At 40.5% G+C, this 14,988-nt stretch carries 19 protein-coding genes and 1 tRNA gene; 14 read left to right on the top strand and 6 right to left on the bottom strand.

All coding sequences use genetic code 11. From position 1 onward, the window contains the following. Positions 1-264: a hypothetical protein gene (locus WA1_RS07805; protein ID WP_017749083.1), complete on the bottom strand. Its 264-nt coding sequence runs from the start codon at positions 262-264 to the stop codon at positions 1-3. 439 nt (positions 265-703) lie between these two features. Between WA1_RS07805 and WA1_RS07810 the strand changes: the two genes are divergently transcribed. The 7 genes from WA1_RS07810 (at position 704) to WA1_RS07840 (ending at position 4,685) form a co-directional block, all read left to right on the top strand. Beyond that, positions 704-988, top strand: a complete 285-nt coding sequence (locus WA1_RS07810) for a hypothetical protein (protein WP_148662651.1) — start codon at positions 704-706, stop codon at positions 986-988. Between the two features lie 18 nt (positions 989-1,006). Continuing rightward, the gene (locus tag WA1_RS07815) at positions 1,007-1,933 is read left to right on the top strand and encodes an ABC-three component system protein (RefSeq protein WP_017749081.1); all 927 of its coding nucleotides are present in this window, start codon (positions 1,007-1,009) and stop codon (positions 1,931-1,933) included. 11 nt (positions 1,934-1,944) lie between these two features. Beyond that, a complete protein-coding gene (locus WA1_RS59535) occupies positions 1,945-2,256 on the top strand; it encodes a three component ABC system middle component (RefSeq protein ID WP_017749080.1) in 312 nt (103 codons plus the stop codon). A 71-nt stretch (positions 2,257-2,327) separates the two neighbouring features. After that, positions 2,328-2,525 (top strand): hypothetical protein, encoded by a 198-nt coding sequence (locus WA1_RS59540; protein ID WP_017749079.1) that lies wholly within the window; start codon positions 2,328-2,330, stop codon positions 2,523-2,525. A gap of 12 nt (positions 2,526-2,537) precedes the next feature. Then, positions 2,538-3,080: a metallophosphoesterase family protein gene (locus WA1_RS07830; RefSeq protein ID WP_017749078.1), complete on the top strand. Its 543-nt coding sequence runs from the start codon at positions 2,538-2,540 to the stop codon at positions 3,078-3,080. Between the two features lie 23 nt (positions 3,081-3,103). Continuing rightward, on the top strand, positions 3,104-3,586 hold the full coding sequence (locus WA1_RS07835) for an SbcC/MukB-like Walker B domain-containing protein (protein WP_017749077.1): 483 nt from the start codon (positions 3,104-3,106) through the stop codon (positions 3,584-3,586). 73 nt (positions 3,587-3,659) lie between these two features. Next, entirely contained in the window at positions 3,660-4,685 is a 1,026-nt protein-coding gene (locus WA1_RS07840) for a tRNA guanosine transglycosylase family protein (RefSeq protein ID WP_017749076.1), read from the top strand. A 685-nt stretch (positions 4,686-5,370) separates the two neighbouring features. On the opposite strand, the gene WA1_RS07845 is transcribed toward WA1_RS07840, so the two are convergent. The 3 genes from WA1_RS07845 to WA1_RS07855 form a co-directional block, all read right to left on the bottom strand. Then, complete coding sequence (locus WA1_RS07845) at positions 5,371-5,748, bottom strand: type II toxin-antitoxin system RelE family toxin (RefSeq protein WP_017749075.1); 378 nt, start codon at positions 5,746-5,748, stop codon at positions 5,371-5,373. After that, positions 5,738-5,965: a hypothetical protein gene (locus tag WA1_RS07850; RefSeq protein WP_017749074.1), complete on the bottom strand. Its 228-nt coding sequence runs from the start codon at positions 5,963-5,965 to the stop codon at positions 5,738-5,740. The genes WA1_RS07845 and WA1_RS07850 overlap by 11 nt, the downstream gene beginning before the upstream one ends. 221 nt (positions 5,966-6,186) lie before the next feature. Beyond that, the gene (locus WA1_RS07855) at positions 6,187-6,390 is read right to left on the bottom strand and encodes a hypothetical protein (protein WP_017749073.1); all 204 of its coding nucleotides are present in this window, start codon (positions 6,388-6,390) and stop codon (positions 6,187-6,189) included. 619 nt (positions 6,391-7,009) lie between these two features. Here WA1_RS07855 and WA1_RS07860 point away from each other — a divergent pair. From WA1_RS07860 to WA1_RS07870, 3 genes are read left to right on the top strand one after another with little or no spacing between them, the layout of a single operon-like run. Next, positions 7,010-7,684 carry a hypothetical protein gene (locus WA1_RS07860; protein ID WP_017749072.1) on the top strand — a complete coding sequence of 225 codons (675 nt, stop codon included), beginning with the start codon at positions 7,010-7,012 and terminating at the stop codon, positions 7,682-7,684. 15 nt (positions 7,685-7,699) lie between these two features. After that, the gene (locus WA1_RS07865) at positions 7,700-8,323 is read left to right on the top strand and encodes a hypothetical protein (RefSeq protein WP_017749071.1); all 624 of its coding nucleotides are present in this window, start codon (positions 7,700-7,702) and stop codon (positions 8,321-8,323) included. A gap of 3 nt (positions 8,324-8,326) precedes the next feature. Further along, positions 8,327-8,683, top strand: coding sequence for a hypothetical protein (locus WA1_RS07870; protein ID WP_017749070.1), 357 nt, complete (start codon positions 8,327-8,329; stop codon positions 8,681-8,683). Positions 8,684-8,915: 232 nt separating this feature from the next. Here the strand turns inward: WA1_RS07870 and WA1_RS07875 are convergent. Further along, a tRNA-Pro gene (locus tag WA1_RS07875) sits at positions 8,916-8,989 on the bottom strand. A gap of 237 nt (positions 8,990-9,226) precedes the next feature. Between WA1_RS07875 and lipA the strand changes: the two genes are divergently transcribed. The 4 genes from lipA (at position 9,227) to WA1_RS07895 (ending at position 13,545) form a co-directional block, all read left to right on the top strand. Further along, on the top strand, positions 9,227-10,090 hold the full coding sequence (gene lipA / locus WA1_RS07880) for a lipoyl synthase (RefSeq protein ID WP_017749069.1): 864 nt from the start codon (positions 9,227-9,229) through the stop codon (positions 10,088-10,090). A gap of 84 nt (positions 10,091-10,174) precedes the next feature. After that, the gene (locus WA1_RS07885) at positions 10,175-11,086 is read left to right on the top strand and encodes an NAD(P)H-dependent glycerol-3-phosphate dehydrogenase (protein ID WP_017749068.1); all 912 of its coding nucleotides are present in this window, start codon (positions 10,175-10,177) and stop codon (positions 11,084-11,086) included. Positions 11,087-11,505: 419 nt separating this feature from the next. Beyond that, the gene (gene sigC, locus WA1_RS07890; RefSeq protein WP_017749067.1) at positions 11,506-12,756 is read left to right on the top strand and encodes an RNA polymerase sigma factor SigC; all 1,251 of its coding nucleotides are present in this window, start codon (positions 11,506-11,508) and stop codon (positions 12,754-12,756) included. Positions 12,757-13,089: 333 nt separating this feature from the next. Continuing rightward, a complete protein-coding gene (locus WA1_RS07895; protein WP_017749066.1) occupies positions 13,090-13,545 on the top strand; it encodes a Fur family transcriptional regulator in 456 nt (151 codons plus the stop codon). Positions 13,546-13,620: 75 nt separating this feature from the next. On the opposite strand, the gene WA1_RS07900 is transcribed toward WA1_RS07895, so the two are convergent. After that, complete coding sequence (locus WA1_RS07900; RefSeq protein WP_017749065.1) at positions 13,621-14,862, bottom strand: peptidoglycan-binding protein; 1,242 nt, start codon at positions 14,860-14,862, stop codon at positions 13,621-13,623. Positions 14,863-14,988 lie beyond the last annotated feature (126 nt).

A 14,988-nucleotide genomic window follows, 5' to 3' on the forward strand; every position in this document is an offset into this window, starting at 1 on the left:
TTAAGAGAGTTTAGACATCAGAATTTCTAAACTCTCTTTTACTTGTTGACCATCTTCGCCTATTTCTTCATATGCCATTATTCCAACAATTTTAAGCACTTGTTGATATGCAGCTACAGGAAGACACACTGGAGAACCTGGTTGTTCGAGTAGATTCTTGTTGTCACTCAAAAGATAATAATAAATTTTTTTCAAGTAAATTTCTATCTCACGGCAAAACCCTTCAAAAGCCTTATCTGGTGGTAACCTTGTCTCTAAAATCATTTCTTGCAGTCTTGATGATTTATCATTAAAGACTTGCTGAACTGCTACCCTTGCGATATCTTTTCGTTTAGCTAACCAGTCCGAAGCTGCTATAGTGTGTTGCGGTGCAACACTTTTAAGTTGTTCTTCTAAAGGGACACTTTCTTTTTCTTGTTGTTGAATTTCTGAATACAGCTTTTCTATATCATTACGATACCTGTTTTCTTCTTTTTGAAGCCTGCTATCTTGCTCTCGAAGACTACGATCTTGCTCTCGAAGATTGCTTATTTCTTCTAGTAGTCTACTGTTTTCCTTTTGAAGCCCCCAATCTGAGTTGTGAGTTCCGTTGATTTTTGCCAGAATCTCAAATGCAAACGCACTTGCGTGACGTGCAGCAATTTCTTGCCAGCCAGCTTTATCTGTACCCTATTATCATCAAAAGGTGAACGGAGAACAACTGTTGAACGACCTGTATCAAGGTAAAGACCCCCGCAACATAGGGACTTATAGCGCAGCAGAGGCGGTACACTATTTACGGGTGCCGTATTCAACCGTGCGTTCTTGGGTTTTTGGCGCTCGATATAGGACTAAGCTGGGTTCTAAACGTTTTCAACCAGTTATTACTATTCCTGAAGCAGATAAACGATTATTGTCTTTTACTAATTTGGTAGAATTGCACGTTCTTAATGCGATTCGACGATATCATCAAGTACCTTTAGAAAAGGTTAGGCAAGGGGTTGCATAACTTCAAAAATCTTATGGAATGGAGCATCCGCTAGCTTATAAAAAGCTGTATACCGATGGGATAGATTTATTTATTGAACATTTAGGAAATTTGGTTAATGCTTCCAGAAATGGACAGTTAGCAATACCAGAAATTGTGCAAATATATTTAAAACGAATTGAGTGGGATGAAACGGATTTACCAGCAAAGCTTTATCCGTTTACTCGTACAAAAGAAAGTGAGTTACTACTAGTTGATTCTATTCAAATTCTCGACTACTCTCCAAACATCATCGATCTAACTCCAAAAATTAAAGAGAAATTGGTTGCGGTCAGAAGAGAACATCGAAATAGTGTTTACGAACGACTGGAGGGTTGGTGGTTTGGAAAAGTCGTGCAGCATCTTCGTGATAATTCTGTTAATTTCATCTCAGGTTTTGAAGTACGCGATAAAATTTGTGAAATTAATGACCAATTTAAACCGGATGCTTTGCCGATTGACTTTTTTGATTTAGAAATTCCCGAACAATTTGCAATGTCACAAGACAAGAGACGTTTTGTAGCTCAGTTGAAGGAAATCGCTGTTAATAACAAGCGAATTGAAAAAGCTATATTAGATTACTACAAAGCATTCGAGCAGGGTTCTAGGTGGGCGCGTGAAGAACTCCTGTTTGGAGGCGAAATCGAAAAATACGAGAAAAGATTAATAGATGAGTGGGAGCGTTATATGCTTGCGCTCCAAGATGAGATGCCAGATAGTAGTGAAAATGAGCTTGAGCATCAAAAATTTGGTAGAGAAGTATTTAAGTGGATGGAGCAAAAGGCTGACATTCGTATTCGGTCTCAAGTTACAGAACCATACGTAATGCGTGGGAGCTACCACATACTCGCCGATCAAAATCCACCTCGCGTACACTGGCATCCCAAATTTTTAGAGAGGCTAACCCAGTTATTAGCAACTACGTAGGAGACAAGTTTGTGCGGTCTTGGCAGGAGCGTCCAGTTGAATATGCTAACCTTCTAAATCCAGCTTTTTGTTCTATTCTGCTTCAAAATGCTGTTAAGGGTTATCAGAAAGAAAAGAAGCAGGGTATGCCATATCCTCTTCTTTTTTTCGTTTTACCACTTGTTCTTCATAGCTCAACGAGAAACGCTTTACCAAGAACAACAATAACTAAGTTACATATTTGGCTTCAAAAACAACCTGAAGTGCGTGTTGGATTTGGCGATCGCAAGGAATCATTTTACTTGGTGCTCAACAACAAGCCTCAAAAGTTTCTGAAAAAGTAATCGAGAACGCAAGTATCCGCGTAATTGGTCGTAGCGGAAGTCTCGAACTTTCCCAATCTATCTGGCGTTTTTTGAGTAAAAGCAACCAACGCAAAGCTGCTGAATTAACTGTCAGCGAAAAAATGGTAATTCAGGAGAATGAACCAATGCACATCCGAGTACCGCTTCCACCTTGGGCGATGAATCCTAGAGAAGCAACAGGTAATCCCATTGTTGATGCTAATGCAACAATTTTGGAAGAAGAAGACGACGATATTGCTACTTATTAATGAGGAAATAGAATGCGGATTTTACATACATCTGACTGGCATTTAAACGACAAATTAGGGAGAATACCTCGCCAAGGCGATATTGTAAAACGTTTAGAAGAAATCGCCAATTACTTAGACGAACATAGGGTAAATGTTATGGTTGTTGCTGGTGATTTATTTAGTCAGTATAACCGACTTGAAGAGCTAAAATCAGCAGTTGAGAATATGAATGAAGTATTCAAGCCATTTTTATTAGGAGGTGGCACAATTGTCACTATCAGTGGCAATCACGACAACGAAGCTTTCTTTAATTTAATGAGCCTTACTCTAGATCTTGCCGTTCCAATTGACCCCAACAAACCTGGTGCTAGACCACGCGGAAGGCTTTATTTAGCAGCACGACCAACTTATTTATTACTAGAAGATAATGCTGGTCAGCAAGTTCAATTTGTTTTGATGCCCTATCCAACTTCGTCTCGTTATTTAAAAGACGAAAAAACAAAATACAGCAGTATGGATGAGAAAAATAGTTTACTTCATCAAGCCATGCTTCAGAACTTTGTGATTTACTAGGTAATGGGACACAAGGTCTGCAATTGCATTTATTACGTCGTGCAGAACAAGCTATTGTGCAACTTGCCAATGAAATTTTAGACGGTTTATCACGCGGCAAAATGCGATTGGAATTACGTGGAGAAGCAGAAGAATCTAGCGGAGAGTCTAGCAAAGCTCTTGATTTAGTGGCGTATAACCAAGAAATTGGGTCTTATCCCACACCAATAGCTCAAATTAGTGGTAGCCAGCGATTTAGAGTTGCTGTTAGTTTAGCACTAGCTATTGGTCAATATGTGGGACAAGGCGCACGCCACATTGAGTCAGTCATCATTGATGAAGGCTTTGGTAGTTTGGACAAGAATGGGCGCGATGATATGATTCAAGAACTTAACGAATTACAACATCGGCTAGCACGCATTATTTTAGTTTCCCATCTCGAAGATTTTTCCTGTGCCTTTTCCAATGGTTATGCCATTGAATTAGTCAATCAAGCCTCAAAAGTCAGACTGTTAGAACCTGTCTAGTTTAAAAATACTAAATTGCTAGTAATTTATAAGTCTATGCAAAACTATATGTAGTTGCTCAGGTCGCCTGTTAATGCAAATTGTTGCTGGCATTAGTCTGAAAGGAATTAAACCTTGCGTGTGGGATAAGAATTCTCCGTATTATCTTCCACATTTGCAAGCAGTTATGGTTTCCTACGCCAAATTTTATCAAAGACCCGTACTTCGACGTAAAGTTATGGAGCAAAGTCTTAGAAAATATCTTGGCATCCCAGAGGAAGTAAAGCTTTACCTTGACAATGGCGCTTTCTACTTTATTAGTCGTGGTGGGGAAATATCAACAAACGATTATGAAGAATTTGTTCAAGGTGCTAAGCCTGATTGGTGTCCAATTCCTCAAGATTTTATTCCTACTCCAAAAATGTCATTATCCCAACAGAAACAATGCTTTAACCTGACAATGAAAATGAATATTGCTTATAAAGATAGTCAATTTATTCCTGTTATTCACATTAGTAATTTCTTAGAAGACTATGTTAGAAAAATTAATAAAAATAAAGCACTAAGACAAAAAAAAGGTATTGCATTGGGCGGTATTGTCCCTAACTTACTACGCGCACCAAAAGCTATACCTCACAAAAAAATTCTTGATAGCATTCGATATGTTAGAGAAAATTTTAAGGAACAAAAACTTCATATCTTTGGTATCGGCGGTACTTCTACTTTACATATAGCCGCTTTATTAGGTATTAATTCTGTAGATTCCAGTGGTTGGAGAAATCGTGCTGCTCGTGGGATCATACAGCTACCAGGAACTGGAGAACGTATTGTAGCAGAATTAGGAAAATGGCGAGGTCGTAAACTTAGTCAACAAGAGATCAAAAAGCTTGAAGAATGTCAATGCCCAGCATGTAAAAATTATGGAATAAAGGGTTTACAACAAAGTGGAAGCATAGGTTTTTGGAATCGAGCAACTCATAATTTATGGATACTTTTGGAAGAAGCCCGACTTATTGAAGAACATTTAGTAGCAGGTACTTATAAAGACTGGTATCTAACGCATTTGGATAATACTATTTATCGTCCATTAATCGAACAAATAGTTTTAATGTCTCTCTGAATGTGTACACGACTTCATGACGGATGCGACTACCTTCGATAACTTCTAAGCCTGCGGCTTTTATTGCGGGGTCAATTAGTTCAATGCGGGTTTCGGCTTCGTTCGTATTTCGCTCATCACAATTTGCATTAAAACACTTTTTTGTTGGTTCTGCAAGGGTTTCGGGATTTGAGAGCCACTCCGAAGCGATTTGCGCTAAAACACTTTTTTGTTGGTTCTACAAGGGTTTCGGGATTTGAGAGCCACTCCGAAGCGATTTGCGTTAAAACACTTTTTTGCTGGTGCTGCAAGAGTTTCGGGATTTAAGAGGGACTCCGAAGCGATTTGCGTTAAAACACTTTTTTGTTGGTTCTACAAGAGTTTCGGGATTTGAGAGCGGCTCATGGCGATTTGCGTTAAAACACTTTTATGCCCAAAAAGGGAGATAGCGGGCGTAGCGGCTAGAGGTTGATTCGGATTTGTCTGTCTCGATCCACCCAGCTTCTTTTGTAGCTCCTATAATCTGAGATAACGATTACAGCCTCTGACTTACCTTTTGCGATGATGGTAAGAAAGCAGAAGCAGGGTTAAGGAATGCGATCGCACACCATAAATCAGTCTAAACCCTTGCATAGCAAGAACTTTAAGATTTAGGCAAATGCTCTACCCCCGTGAACGGTTACCAGTTTATAGGTAATTTTTAGTATTAGTTTTGGTTATCTTCTCTTTGAATTTCTTTTTCATATTGTGCGATCGCCTCTTCAATAATTTCATTACTAACATCGGAAATATCGGATTTGGAATAAATAGTAGCAAGGATGATTGCTTGAGTAGTTTTCAGATAATAAATGATTCGATAGCCTCCACTTTTTCCTTTTTGAATGTTGCTATTTTTGAGACGAACTTTGAAAACCTGATATTTCACTCCAGCAATTCTGTCTCCAGGGATTTCACCTGCTTGCAGTTGCTCAATTAACGGTTGGAGATCGCTACGAATTGAACGATAACGTTTAGCCAGTTCTCGAAGATCCTTTTTAAACCGAGGAGTCAGAGCAATTTGGATCTGTGATAGTTCACTCTGCATCAATACCTTCCCACATTTCTGAAAGAGGTAGAGTTTGCCCGCTTAATGCTTCTCTGATGCCTTGATGAATACCTTCAATCACAATTTCAGTGGGTGTTTCTTCATCAGATAATTCTCGATCTAAGTCTAAGCGAAAGGAGTGAACTATATCATAAATTTCTGCTAGTTTGTCTTCGGGTATATTTTGCAGTTCTTGGATGATTTTATCAATTAGCATAAGTCAATCCCTCGGTTTGTTAGTGGTTAATCATCAATAAGAGGTCATTTATCAAGTCAATCTTAAATCGCCAACATCATATATTACGTAGGTTGGGTTGAGGAACGAAACCCAACATTGAATCGAATTGTTAGGTTTCGTTGTTCAATCCAACCCACGATGTCTTAATGTTTACTTTATAAATCATCAATAAGTTTAGCTGCATTCATTATGGATTGTCTTTAGAATATGATAGTCCGTTCATAATGGAATTTTGAAGGTCTCTGTAAACGTTCTCTTCCAAGAGATTTATAGTCAATAAACCACAAACTTTTGGTTCCGTAAAAATCAGGGTTTTCCCCTTCACCAACCAGGCGGTAAACAGTATTGGTTTCAAGGCGTTCTCGTAGGTCGGCTGACCCATCGCCAATATGTACTAGTGACATCCCCTCAAATCTTCAACCAACGATTGTTGTGTGCAATCCCTCAAGTTATGTGAAATGTCTGCACAAGGCTGCTAAAAAACTTTTGAGTTGACTGATATCAAGTTATTTTGCACCATTAGACCCATCCTAAAACTCGCAAGCCTTCATCGATCGGGTCTTGGTTAGCACTCAACACTTCTGCTTCTTGTCCGGTGGGGCACAACACGAGAGTTAATCGATAAACTGAGAGTGGCTCCGAAGCGATTTGCGTTTAAGCACTTTTTTGTTGGTTATGTAAGGGTTTCAGGCTTTGAGAGCGGTTCATCTCGATTTGCGTTTAAGCACTTTTTTGTTGGTTCTGCAAGGGTTTCGGGATTTGAGAAAGATTCCGAAGCGGTTTGCATTAAAACACTTTTATGCTCCTTTTATGGAGGGCTAGCATAAAAAGTTTGTTTACAATGTATTTAAAGTTCTTTGCTTTTTCTGATAAAAAGGTACATTTTTAGGATGATATGGATATATAGCATTGTAAAGTGGCTGGAAAGTAAATGGTTATTCATGTAGTGTATTACAGTTGCATGAGGAGGTTGTTGTACTCAGTCCCACGTAATATTAGCCGATAGCGAGGGTTAATTGTCTAATGCTCAATAAAAATGTGGAAATTCGGGATTTTTCGATTGTGGTGGTGGGGGATAAGCAAAACCCATCAATCTTGAATCCTGACTTTTTGAAGTACAAACAAATTGTACCGTCTGACTGGGAATTGGCAATGCCGTTTATTTGCACCCCTGCTCTGTCTCAAGTTGTTTTCAAAAATGGAGTTAATGTAGTAGTCCAATCCGATAGAGTTACCTTCTGGGAAGTATCAGATAGCGATAATCCTGTATTTCAAATACCCGAAATTTTTTGTAAATATATTGATATTGTTCCTGCTGTTGATTATCGAGCAGTGGGTATTAATATAAATGCCGATCTCCTTGTGGAAAATCAAGAAAATAATCAAGACACTGTTCTATCTAAATTAATTAGTGAAGGGAAATGGAAAAATTTTCAAGGTAAATCACCAAATACTGTTGTTCAATTTACATATCAACTGGATAATACTAATTTAGTGATTGCTATCCAAGAAGCAATTATTCAAAAAAACTCTAAGAACGAAATAGGAAATGTTCTTAACTTTTCAGCGAATTTTCATAGAGAATTAATTAACGGAACTTACCCTGAAAGAATATCTTATGTGAAAAATATTATACAATTATATAAGAGAGATTTAGATACATTGTTATCTTTTATAGAACAAGCTTTTTTAGAGTGATGTTAGGGGAAACGTATGAGCACAAAAACATGGGAAAATACAAGCCTCAATGGTATTCAAAGCACCAATATAACTTTAACTTATAAAATAGCGGAGCGAATTTATCCTGTTTCGACAACTTATACCTGTCACGATCCTGTTCAAGCAGTTTCCAAAACTGCTATTTTGAAGAAATTGTTATCTTTTAATCGTATTTATGATATAAGAGATTCTTCTTTGTTTATCGATCCGCGCAAGCAACAAGATTTTGACTGGCGGAAAAATACTAATGCCTATCAAAGAATTATTCACTTATCAGATTTAGAAGATAAGTGGGATGGTTACGATGCTCCTAAATTTTCTCAAGAACAAATTGATTTAGCTCTTACTCTCTACTCGCACTTGCGTACTTACTGCATTGAGAGAGGGTTTGATTCTTCAAAAGTTGAGCCATTTATTGCTCCATCCTCTGATGGTACGGTTTTGTTTGAGTGGGCTGGTAAGCGTTTTACTGCGAGACAGTTAGAAATCTATATTCCGGTGTCAGGAGAAGGTACACTTGAATACTTAAAGACTGATGGAAAAGATGAAGATGAAGGAGAATTTCATTTAGAACAGTTGTATTCTATACTAGACTGGCTATTTGAATTCAAATGTTGATAAATGGCTGAACCGTATCAAGTAAAGCCCTCTGATAAGTTGCTGAGGTGGCTGCACCCAGGTCAATTTAACTGGGAGGAAAAGAGACCAACCTCAGCAGCTTTTAAGGACGATGAAATGTCTATCGATATACTTTGTTTAACGACAGTAGAAGAAAGTTATAAAAGAGCTAAGAAGATAGGTAAAAATGCCGTAGTTTCTATCGCAGCTAGTTCAGTTATGGAGAAAGGGTTGGAAGTATGCCATTCTCCTGTTGATGGTAACTATGCTCATGGGCTTGTTTTAGGAAAAAAGACTAAATCGATTGCTAAGTTTTTAGCTAACAACTGCGAAATAGAAATTTATCCACAGAATGAATAGTAGAGGTAATTCATATAGCCGAAGGTTTTCGCAGGGTATTACCTCTACAATTCGCCTTTAAATGTCTTGTCCAAGATGGAAGGTAGCAGCACATCAAGTTTTGTCATTGCCTTCTTCAAGTGCTTTTGAATATGAGGTGAATTTAACCTTGAATCACATAAGCAATTGTGAAAGCTCCCACGACATTAATCTGTTAACGACGACAAATAATGTGTTAATCGACAATTAAAAATCGGGATGACTGGATTCGAACCAGCGACCCCTTCGTCCCGAACGAAGTGCGCTACCAAGCTGCGCTACATCCCGGCAATAAAATGCTAATATAAGCATATCACAGCAACTGAATAAATGACAAAACCAGATGGAAAATTCCGTGCATGGGGTCAGGAGGGGGCTTTATAGCGTGTATACAAGCTATAATAAGAGATAAACCGGGTACGGCTTGCGCTTGGCGATAAGCGAAGTTTAACGGCTGAAGCCGTATCGCATCTCATAAACCTTGCTACCATAAGTTGTGTATATCTAGAGTGGTAGAAACGAACTGTGACTGTAAAGCCAGACTGGTTGCGGGTAAAAGCGCCTCAATGGGAGCGCGTTGGCAACGTTAAAGAAATTTTGCGGGATTTAGCCCTCAATACAGTTTGTGAGGAAGCGTCCTGTCCGAACATTGGGGAATGCTTTAACGCTGGTACAGCCACATTTTTAATTATGGGACCAGCTTGCACCCGTGCCTGTCCCTATTGCGATATTGACTTTGAGAAAAAACCCAAGCCTCTAGACCCCACAGAACCAGACCGACTGGCGGAAGCAGTACGGCGGATGAAACTCAATCATGTGGTCATCACCTCTGTGAACAGAGACGATTTACCCGATGGTGGCGCTTCGCAGTTTGTCCGTTGTATTGAAGCCATCCGCACTGTTTCTCCCCACACCACCATTGAAGTCTTAATCCCGGACTTGTGCGGAAATTGGAAAGCACTAGAGTTAATTCTTCAAGCAAAATCGGAAGTTCTCAATCACAACACAGAAACAGTTCCTCGTTTGTATCGTCGCGTGCGTCCCCAAGGGAACTACGAACGGACAATGGAATTGCTGCAACGTTCTCGCGCCTATGCACCAGAAGTTTACACAAAATCCGGGATTATGGTGGGTTTAGGTGAAACGGATGAAGAGATTCGCCAAGTGATGCGGGATTTACGGGCTGTGGATTGCGATATTTTAACACTTGGGCAGTATCTCCAACCTACTCAAAAACACTTACAAGTCTCTCAATTTATCACCCCAGAGCAATTTGATGCTTGGAAAACTTTTGGTGAAGAACTGGGATTTTTACAAGTTGTTTCTTCACCATTGACAAGAAGTTCTTACCATGCAGAACAGGTAAGAGAACTCATGGAGAGGGAGTAGGGAGTAGGGAGTAGGGTGGGCTTTAGCCCTACCTACCAGCAATTAGCCATTAACCACTAACAACTAACAACTAACAACCAACAAATGACAAATGTTGCCATTTTAGGTGCGGGTGCTTGGGGGACAGTTCTAGCAAATTTGGTTAAAGCAAACGGTCATGAGGTACGCTTGTGGTCGCGACAGGGTGCTGAGACTTTAGCACAGGTTGTCCAAGGTGCCGATCTGATTGTTTCTGCTATTGCCATGAAGGGTGTCAGAGATGTTACCTCTTCACTCCAGTCTTCTCTTGTTTCACCAAAAACTATTTTTGTCACGGCGACGAAGGGCTTAGACCCAAAAACCACTTGCACACCTTCACAAATTTGGCAAGAAACTTTTCCTCAAAATCCTGTCGTTGTTCTCTCAGGTCCCAATTTATCTAAAGAAATCGAACAAGCATTACCAGCCGCAACTGTTGTCGCCAGTCAAAATATGGAGGCGGCGGAATTCGTGCAATCTATCTTCTCTTCTAACCGTTTCCGGGTTTATACCAATTCCGATCCTTTGGGTGTGGAATTGGGGGGAACATTGAAAAATGTGATTGCGATCGCAGCTGGTGTTTGTGATGGTTTACAATTAGGTACTAACGCCAAAGCTGCTTTAGTCACCCGTGGACTTACAGAAATGGTCCGTATTGGTAGCCATTGGGGTGCAAAAATGGAAACTTTTTATGGTTTGTCTGGGTTGGGAGATCTGCTAGCAACCTGTAACAGTCACTTAAGTAGAAACTATCAAGTAGGGTACAAATTAGCTTGCAATCAAACACTTGCAGAAATTCTTGCCCATTTAGAAGGAACCGCAGAAGGAATTAACACGACTAACGTTTTGGTGGAACGAGCCAAGCAGCGCAATATCCCTATCCCAATCACCGAACAAGTTTATCGTTTGCTTGCTCAAGAGGTCACACCCCGACAAGCATTATTCGAGTTAATGTTGCGCGATACCAAACCGGAATAGCTTAACTTCTTAACCACATAACTAATTATTTGTGAAGAGGAAATTAGCAAATCTTCAGGAAACTACTTAAGCACTCATGTAGATATGACTATGAAAACGACCCTTAGGACTTTATACCGATATATGGCTATACTTAGCACCCAAAGTAAAAAACCCAAATTATTAAGGTTGAAATCCTAAACAAGGAACTCGCTTTCTCTAGTCCTGTTCTAAATTTTCATAGCTATTGATAAAAGGGAGAAGCTCAGTAACCGAGCCTTCGGAGGCACTGTGTCAAAAAAAACCAGTACAGGTTTTTTGAAAAAAAACCTAAAGGTCACCCTCAACCGTGTTATTTCTTCAAAAATCACGGGAACAATAGCAACAGTTAATTAGCTGACCTAAATCTGTTGTTACCTGGAGCCATTGAGACGAACTTTATGCCAGCAACATTTTCTTACGCAGATGCCGCCTACAAGTCAACACAGTCTAGCCCGGAGTTTGACGCCGATCTCACGGTTGACGAGAGTGAATTGCCGATAGAGGAACTCGAAGAATTGGAAATGGCTGCTTCCGACCCTGCAAGTCTTGGTGCTATTCCGAACCGTCGCAGCACAGACCTAGTACGTCTGTACCTTCAAGAAATTGGTCGGGTTCGCTTGTTGGGGCGCGATGAAGAAGTTTCAGAAGCTCAAAAAGTCCAGCGCTACTTGCGGATGCGGATACTCCTTGCCAAAGTTGCGAAGGAAGGAGATGCGATTATTACTCCATATCTTCGGATTATTGAAGTTCAAGAGCGATTGGTATCAGCACTAGGACATCGTCCTTCTTTGGAACGATGGGCGCGTGAAGCTGGTGTAGATGTGTTTGAACTCAAGCAAGCATTAGGACAAGGAAAACGCCGTTGGGCTGAAGTTGCCAAAATCACAGTCGAAGAACTCGAGCAAATTCAGTTACAGGGTCTCCAAGCCAAAGAACACATGATCAAGGCGAACCTTCGCTTAGTGGTATCCGTTGCCAAAAAATATCAAAATCGCGGTTTGGAATTACTCGATTTAGTCCAAGAAGGAACTCTTGGCTTGGAAAGAGCCGTTGAGAAGTTCGACCCAACTAAGGGTTACCGCTTCAGCACCTATGCTTACTGGTGGATTCGTCAGGGTATTACTCGGGCGATCGCTACTTCTAGCCGTACTATCCGCCTACCAGTCCACATTACAGAAAAACTGAACAAAATCAAAAAAGCTCAGCGCAAAATTGCTCAAGAGAAAGGTCGTACCCCAACCTTAGAAGATTTGGCGCAAGAGTTAGAAATGACACCCACCCAAGTGAGAGAAGTCTTACTGCGAGTTCCTCGTTCTGTTTCTTTAGAAACCAAAGTTGGTAAGGACAAAGACACAGAGTTGGGAGAATTACTCGAAACCGACGGCGTGACTCCAGAACAAATGTTAATGCGAGAATCTTTACAAAAAGATTTGCAACACCTTCTGGCAGATTTAACCAGTCGCGAACGCGATGTCATTTTGATGCGTTTTGGTTTGTCAGACGGTCATCCCTACTCCCTTGCAGAAATTGGACGTGCGCTCGATCTATCACGCGAACGAGTTCGCCAAATTGAATCCAAAGCGTTGCAGAAACTGCGTCAACCCAAGAGACGTAACATGGTTCGCGACTACTTGGAATCCTTAACTTAGTCGTTTGTCATTAGTCCTGAGTCATTCGTCACATCAATTATTACAAAAGTATTACAAATGACAATGGACAAAGGACAAATGACTGTTTAGATCCCCGTTTCCACACTTCTTACTAGGTTGTAGCATATCATTCTCATTTAAGCCAATTTAAACTTTCCATAACTTTTTTAGATGTCTCTCCAACGGGGATCGGGAACCAGTTAAATGCTCATCAAAGTTTAATTACCTATATCCGAGCATTTAACAAATGTTCTCAATAAGCAAGTTTTATTGCAAATTACTCCGAACATTTGCTATATTCTCAATTAATGGGTTTTATTGAGAAAAATAGCTATGACTGTCTACTCAGCAACCTCACTCAAGGCAGAATTGAATGGACGCGGCTGGCGTTTGACACCCCAGCGCGAGACAATTCTACACATTTTTCAAGACCTTCCGCAAGGAGAACATCTCAGTGCAGAAGATCTCTATGAAAGATTGGAAATCAAAGGAGAAGGAATCAGCCTATCGACCATTTATCGCACTCTCAAATTAATGGCGCGAATGGGCATCCTGCGAGAGTTAGAACTTGGAGAAGGACACAAACATTACGAACTAAATCAACCTTATCCCCACCATCACCATCACCTTATCTGTGTGAGGTGTAACACTACTATTGAGTTCAAGAACGATACAATTTTAAAAGTTGGAGCAAAAACTGCCCAAAAAGAAGGTTATCACTTACTCGACTGTCAATTGACAATTCATGCGATTTGTCCCAAGTGCCAAAGGTCATTAATGCCCCTTTAACACTCAGGTAGATATGTTCTGGAATGTTAGGTAACAGGCGCAAGCATGAAGAACGGCAAACACCCGAAGCGGATGTCAAAATCGTCCGCTTCTCACATCCCTCAAGCTAATACCGTAGAATTCTTGGGCTTGTTTAATCGCTTGCTTTGTCTCATCCCCCATGACACCATTCAGATCGCCTTTGTAGAGACCCCGCGATTGCAATCGTCTCTGTATTTCCAAAGTATCAAAGTCACTTTTGGCACTAGGACTAACTAAATCGTGTAATTTAGAGCGAGTTGTGGGACCCGCAATACCACTGACTGCTAAGTAATTATTTGCTTGAAATCTCTTAACTGCATCTGCCGTGTAAGGTCCAAAGTAACCATTTGGTTCTCCCTGCAAATAGCCAGCCTTGATTAATTGTTCTTGCAGCACTCTTACAGCTTCTCCGCTATCGCCCAGGCGCAGTTTATCTTGACTTGTACCCCGTCTGGTAGTATCTTCGCCAGAACCAATATTCCGTGGAGGTAGTCTTCTTTGCGTAGCTGCTCCTACGATACCGTCAACAGTCAAGTTGTAATTTTCTTGGAAACGTTTCACCGCATCTTCGGTAATAGGACCGTAAATTCCCGTTGAGTTACCGTGGTAAAAACCAGCAACGCGCAATCTTTCTTGCAAGGTTTTCACATCTTCACCTTCATCACCCCGTTGCAAGAGGTTGGCATCACGACGCTTGTTAGCAACGACTGTCTCACCAGAAGTTTTTTCAGCTTGAGAGTTTTCAACACTAGTTTTTTTGGCTTGAGAATTCTGGCTGCTAGGTTTTTTTGCTTGAGCAGTCTCAGCATTGGGTTTTTTGGCTTGGGTATTTTGGCTGGTAGGTTTTTTGGCTGTAGAACTCTCAACGCTAGGTTTTTTATTTTGGGAACTCTCTTCAGTGGTTTCCCAACCATCTAGCTTTTGTATAGTCACCGGTCCAGCAACACCAGTCACCTCTAAACCAGCAGCTTTTTGGAAGCGCCGGACAGCTTGCTCTGTAGAAACATCATACACTTGCGTGATAGGAGCTTGATAAAAGCCTGTCCTTTTTAATTCGCGTTGTAAATTTCTTACAGAAGGACCCTTATCACCTTGTTCCAATGCTAGAGCACTACCGTAAACATTAAGTACAGACAAGATAAGGGCAAGAGGTAACATATACTTCCATGCCTTACCAGAAAGACGGTTCCAGTCAGGGGGTACTGCCTTGTCAAACAAACTGCTGACAGAGATAATTTCACTGTTCGTCAGATCTTCGTAGACAGAAGCTGCATGCAGATACGCAAGATTCTCCATAATTTCTTTCTAAACCACCTATTTTTCTTCTTCTATGGCTGCTTTGGCTTGATGGACTAAGTATGTTAAATTTTCCAGTGTTGATATACTTACATCTTGCCATAAATCGTGCCGTTCCGCTTGTCA

The organism is Scytonema hofmannii PCC 7110 (genome assembly GCF_000346485.2).
Lineage (GTDB): Bacteria > Cyanobacteriota > Cyanobacteriia > Cyanobacteriales > Nostocaceae > Scytonema > Scytonema hofmannii.